The 5,867-nt window shown below is 33.7% G+C and carries 5 protein-coding genes and 2 pseudogenes; 2 read left to right on the top strand and 5 right to left on the bottom strand.

The window, feature by feature from the left end:
* Positions 1–17 precede the first annotated feature (17 nt).
* A pseudogene (locus ON07_RS15515) lies at positions 18–1,473 on the bottom strand (TonB-dependent receptor).
* 100 nt (positions 1,474–1,573) lie between these two features.
* Here ON07_RS15515 and ON07_RS12475 point away from each other — a divergent pair.
* Both ON07_RS12475 and ON07_RS17275 read left to right on the top strand, forming a co-directional pair.
* Positions 1,574–2,335, top strand: a complete 762-nt coding sequence (locus tag ON07_RS12475; RefSeq protein ID WP_010232026.1) for an MBL fold metallo-hydrolase — start codon at positions 1,574–1,576, stop codon at positions 2,333–2,335.
* A gap of 312 nt (positions 2,336–2,647) precedes the next feature.
* Positions 2,648–2,833: a hypothetical protein gene (locus ON07_RS17275; RefSeq protein WP_010232027.1), complete on the top strand. Its 186-nt coding sequence runs from the start codon at positions 2,648–2,650 to the stop codon at positions 2,831–2,833.
* Here the strand turns inward: ON07_RS17275 and ON07_RS12485 are convergent.
* From ON07_RS12485 to ON07_RS16580, 4 genes and pseudogenes are all read right to left on the bottom strand, one after another.
* Positions 2,830–3,489 carry an alpha/beta hydrolase gene (locus tag ON07_RS12485; RefSeq protein ID WP_029331938.1) on the bottom strand — a complete coding sequence of 220 codons (660 nt, stop codon included), beginning with the start codon at positions 3,487–3,489 and terminating at the stop codon, positions 2,830–2,832. The two genes, ON07_RS17275 and ON07_RS12485, sit on opposite strands and share 4 nt — an antisense overlap.
* Positions 3,490–3,494: 5 nt before the next feature.
* A complete protein-coding gene (locus ON07_RS12490) occupies positions 3,495–3,821 on the bottom strand; it encodes a DUF4870 domain-containing protein (RefSeq protein WP_010232031.1) in 327 nt (108 codons plus the stop codon).
* 126 nt (positions 3,822–3,947) lie between these two features.
* Positions 3,948–5,129 carry a dihydroorotase gene (locus ON07_RS15525; protein WP_010232033.1) on the bottom strand — a complete coding sequence of 394 codons (1,182 nt, stop codon included), beginning with the start codon at positions 5,127–5,129 and terminating at the stop codon, positions 3,948–3,950.
* A 242-nt stretch (positions 5,130–5,371) separates the two neighbouring features.
* A pseudogene (locus tag ON07_RS16580) lies at positions 5,372–5,867 on the bottom strand (hypothetical protein); the annotation flags it as partial.

A 5,867-nucleotide genomic window follows, 5' to 3' on the forward strand; every position in this document is an offset into this window, starting at 1 on the left:
TTTTAAGAGTTTTTATGTTAAGATTTATTCTGAAGCGAATGCTCTTTATATCCAAACAGTTTTTGATCTTTTATCATACTGGCAGTACGTTCCGGTAACATGTTTTCCCATCCGGTTTTACCTTCACTAATCATTTGTAAAATCTCTCTGGAGAATACATCCAGCACATCTGGATTATACCCCTCAATATCTACCACTTTTCCGTTGTATTTAAAGAATTTATACAATTCTTTCATTCTAGGGTGAACTTTTAGATTCTCACTATTAATTATTGCCCCTGTTTCCTGATCTTTAAGAGGATATAGGTAAACTTTTAGATCTTTAAAGAATAATTTTCCAAATGCTTCCAAAATTCCTCCGCTTAAGTGACGGTAATATTTTTCGTCGAAAATATCTATAAGATTATTAACACCCATGGCAAGTCCCATGCGCTCTTTAGTATATCGGGAGAAATATTCTACTACCTTATAATATTCTTGGAAGTTAGAGATCATTACGGTTTGCCCTAAAGAACAAAGTAATTCTGCACGATCCATAAAGTCTCGCTCATCTATTTCTCCTTCAGCTCTTAAATTAGAGAGTGTAATTTCAAAAATAACCTCTGTATTTTCTTCTTCCACTTTATTTTCTTGTATAAAAAGCTCTAAAGACCTTTTATACATATCCATATTCACATTGGTAACAGGTCTAAAACTCCCTCTTAAGGCAAGGATATTCTTTTTATAAAGTATTCTAGCCGGCAATATGTTGTTTCCATCTGGAGCAAACATTACCGCATCGGTCATATTGTTTTTAACGAGTTGTAAACTCATTAATCTATTATCCACTTTCTCAAACCGTGGTCCAGAAAAGTTGATCGTATCAATCTCTATCTGATCTTTATCTATGTGATCGTAAAGATATCTCAGTAATTTCTTTGGATTATCATACTTATAATAAGCTCCATAAATAAGGTTTACACCAAGGATTCCTAATGTATTTTGCTGAAGCCTTGCGTCGTTCTCATGAAAACGTATATGTAAACTAATTTCGTTATAATCTTCATTCGGGTCTACTTGATACCGAATTCCTATCCATCCATGTCCTTTATATTTCTTAGCAAAATCTATCGTAGCAACGGTGTTTGCGTAACTAAAGAATAATTTGTTCGGATGTTTTTTTCTTGAGATCCTATCTTCAATTAAATTGATCTCGTAAGAAAGCATTTTTTTTTAACCTTGCTTCGGTAACATACCTTTTATCATCTTCTACACCATAAATAGCATCACTAAAATCTTTATCATATGCACTCATCGCCTTGGCAATAGTACCAGATGCTCCACCAGCTCTAAAGAAGTTCCTCACAGTTTCCTGTCCCGCACCTATTTCGGCAAATGTGCCGTAAATATTTTCATTTAGATTAATTCGTAAAGCTTTACTTTTAATTGAAGGAACGTTTTCAAACTCTCGATCCCCCATAATGGTAATGGGCATAATTTTATCTTTTTAAGAAAAGGGTTGCTGTGAGCAAAGGTAGTAAAACAGAAGTCTGTAGAAAAAATATTATACTTACTTTTGTCTTAAAATAACAGGCTTGCAAATAACATTTTTAGGAACAGGTACTTCACAAGGAATTCCAGTTATTGGTAGTAAACATCCGGTTTGTCTAAGTAAAAACCCAAAAGATACACGTTTAAGAGTTTCTGTTCTTGTAGAATGGGAGGGATATACTATTTTAATAGATTGCGGCCCAGATTTTAGAACTCAGATGTTGAGTAATAACGTAGAGAAATTAGATGCCATTCTTTTTACCCACGAACACAACGATCATACTGCAGGATTAGACGACATTAGACCATTTTTTTTCAGACAAGGAGATATACCAATTTTTGCGCATCCAAGGGTATTGAAAAACTTGCGTAAGCGTTTCGAATATATTTTAAACAATGACGATAAATACCCTGGAGCACCTAGTGTGCAGATAAACGAAATTGAAAACAAACCTTTTCTTTTCAAAAAACTTCCAATTATTCCTATTAATGCAATGCATAACAGGTTGCAGGTGTTTGGATTTAGATTGAAGGATTTTGCTTATTTAACCGATGTTAAAACCATCGAGCCTGAGGAAATTAATAAATTGAAAGGAGTAAAGGTGTTGGTGATAAATGCACTTAGACTGGAACCGCATCATTCTCATTTTAATTTGGAGGATGCTTTGGCATTTATTGCTGAAGTAAATCCAGAGCAAGGCTATATTACTCATATTAGCCATTTATTAGGATTTCATGTCGAGATCCAAGCAACTTTACCAAAAAATGTATTTTTGGCCTACGATAATTTAAAAATCACGATTTAATGCGAAATAAAATAATTTCTTATCTATTAATATTTATGTTCTTGTTCACGATCTTCATTTATGTGAACGATAAAAAAAATTCTTGATTCAAAGGAGCAAAAGATAGAAAAGTTCCAAGATAGAGTTGCCGAGTTAGAGAAGGAGAAAGAGCAGTTAGAAAGTGAAAACCTTAATTTAAATTACTTCTCTCTAGCTAAAAATGAAGAAGCCATTTCTTACTTTGAACGCTCAGGGATTGATTCCAAAGAATTAGCTCAAGCTATCGAAGATGAAATTATAGGAAAAAATAGGGCAGCTGAAGATAACGATCTTGTGCCTTTTGCCGGAATGGAAGGAACTATGCGTATTAATAAAGTAAAGATCTTAAACCATAAATGGATTATCGCCGATTTTACCGACGGTACTTATTGGGGTGAAATTTTAATTTCTTATGAATTGGATGAAAATAAAAATCTGAGCCTTACTACAGAAAAATCATTTCTCTATCCTCAGGATTAAAGACGTTCCTCCAACCACTTTTTAAGCTCTGTAAAGTTTTGAGGATGTACTCCGTGCCCAACAGGGAATTCAGAATAAGTATGTTCAATTCCTAATTCTTTCAGTAATTCTGGGGCTTTTCTTGCCCAAGATACTGGAATTACTTGATCTTGACTTCCATGAGATGCATAGATTGAAAGTCCGGAAAAATCATTTTTCTCAAATTCAGGAGTTATAATTTCAGTATTTATGTAACCGCTTAGTGCGATAACGTTTTTAATTTTAGAAGGCTCACTCAGCGCTACCGCATAACTCAATATAGTTCCTTGGCTAAAACCAAGAAGTGTAATATTATCTTTATCTACAGGATAATTCGCAATTACTTCATCTAAAAAATTAGAGATCGCAATTCGAGATTCCTTTGCTTGTTCGTTATCGCTAAATTTTCCTTGAACTGAATCAAAATTAATTGCATACCATGCATTTCCATAGGGTTGAAGCTGATAAGGCGCCCTTGCTGAGATTATCAATAATTCACCAGGTAATTCGCTGGCAAAAGAAAACAGATCATATTCATCACTTCCATAACCATGTAGCATGATTAATGTAGGTGCTTTGCCGGATGTTATTGTAGAGGGTCTTACAAGATGTGTAAGAGACAGGGGTATTGTTGTCATTTTTTTTAATTTACGGTGCTAAACCATTTTTGAAATTGTTCTCCCAATAAAGGAACTTCTTTTTGTTCTCCTCTAATAGCAGTAAATAAGCCATATCCCCAAAGTATAATAATAAAAATCCAAAAAGAATAGGACACCATCCAATTATCAAAAATACTTACAAATGCTCCTAATAGAAAATAAGTGATGTGGACTCCTAATGCCTGTCTAATATGAAAACTAGCAAAGGTGTTCTTTGTATCGTTATTCATAAAATAGGCAATGATGGTTCCAACAATTGTTAGATAAGCTATAATTGCGGCTGTTTTTCCATTTTCGATAGTAGAATCCATAATATTTTTAATTTAGTTGATTGATGAACTACAAAATTATACAATTAAGCTTTAGTAAGCAGGCTAGATATGGTTCCATTTATAATTCCATAGACTTCACCTTTCATTTTAAAATCGAGAAACATGCTATTTTTGGAACTTGAATGAATTTTTTTCTTTGTCGAAAACACTTGTTACATCAGGATTAAAAAGACTAAAATTAGCCGCATTCCCTTCTTTGATTTCTACTTCAGGAATATTAAAACGTGTTCTTCCTTTTGTTAAAAGGTTTATAGTTTCATCTAAGCTAAAAATCGTTGAAAGCGTTCCAAATGCTGACTCTAAACCAATGGTGCCATTAAGAGCGTGCTCAAATTCTACTTTTTTGTGCTCTAAATCTATAGGAGTATGATCGGAGGTAACCATGTCTATAGTGCCATCTAAAACAGCTTTGCGTAAAGCTTTTACATCTACCTTAGTTCGTAAAGGAGGTAACACTTTGTAACGAGTATCAAATTCTGCTAATTCATCATCGGTATAAACCAAATTATGAATTGCAACACTACAACTTACATCCAAGCCCTTTTTCTTCGCATCCTTAATCAGTTTTATCGATTTTTCAGTAGAAATGGTTGGAATATGTAACTTACCGCCCGTGTATTCCAGAATATAAAGATCCCGAATTATTTGTAACTCTTCTGCTAAGGCTGGGATTCCATTAAGTCCGAGAGAAGTACTATTTATATGTTCATTCACTAATCCATCTCCAGCGATTTGATTATCCTGTGGAAATGATTGTACAAGTCCACCAAAATTCTGCGCATAAAGCAAAGAGAGCTTTAAAAGGTTTGGATGGGAAACGGCCTTCTTATAATCCCCGAAAGCAACCGCTCCTGCCTGATGCATATCATATAATTCTGCAAGATCTTTTCCTTCAGATTTATTTGTTAAAGCCCCAATAGTGAATAACTGTACTGCACTGTTTTCTGCTTTAGATTTTACCGAAGTGATACTTCCATTATTGTCTAATACAGGATTCGTTCCCGGATTTAACGCAATTTGAGTAAAGCCGCTTAGCCCAGCTGCTTTTAGTCCATTTTTAATAGTTTCACGCTCTTCATATCCAGGTTCACCAAAGCTTACACTGCTATCGAACCATCCATTTGAAATATGAAGGTTTTTGAGGTCAATAATTTCATCTACATCCTTAATTTTTAGGGAAGCAGCAATCTTTTTTATTATTCCTCCTTCAACTAAAATATCTACCTTTTTTTGATGGTATTTAGAGCCAGGATCTATTATTTTGGCAGCTTTAAGGAGTAGCTTCATTTAAAATATTTTAGTAGTAATGTTTCAATAATTAAAAGTAATAATGCAAAAGTAACAAACCATTTCCAAAAAGTATTCTTTTCAGTTACATAGCCTTCAGAAATAAAAAAAATCGTTCAACTCTTGGATTTGCTGTATTTTTTTTATTGTCGCCAAGGTTAGTATAAATCAGCTTACTTTCCTCTCTGGGAACGTTATAACTAATTGCCATTTGTGGTGTATTTTTTAGTTCTACGGAATAATTATCGGGAAACTGCGGTAACTCGTTGGTTGTAATCTCTATTTCGCCATCTAAACTTTTTTGCTGAGGAATAAATGATGTCTTTTTTTGAACTCAGTTTTACGATCTCGTCATTATTAACCTGTATTGGTACCGTGATCTTATTTTCCATTCCCAAATAACTATATAATGAAGGCGAGTTAGTATTAGAAACTGCCATTTTATAAAAAGTAGGAACCACCAAGGGGGACTGAAAGAAATTCGAATTTTTAGAATTTAAGGGCGCCGAAAAGATAAAAGAATTCCCGTTTTGAAATAAAAATGCCTGATTATCCTGTAAAGATAAAATGGTATTAGAGCCAGCATTTAAATTATAATTCATTTGTACTTTAGGGTACTCAAAATTTTTAACCTGCGTATCGAATACACCTTTATAAATTGGATGCTGAAATTTAATATTTGTAATGAATTTTTCTTGCTGCTGCCGTTTCTCAAAACCTGAAACTCCTATTTTTTTT

Origin of the sequence: Gillisia marina, from assembly GCF_000258765.1 — a bacterium.
GTDB classification, from domain to species: Bacteria; Bacteroidota; Bacteroidia; order Flavobacteriales; family Flavobacteriaceae; genus Gillisia; species Gillisia marina.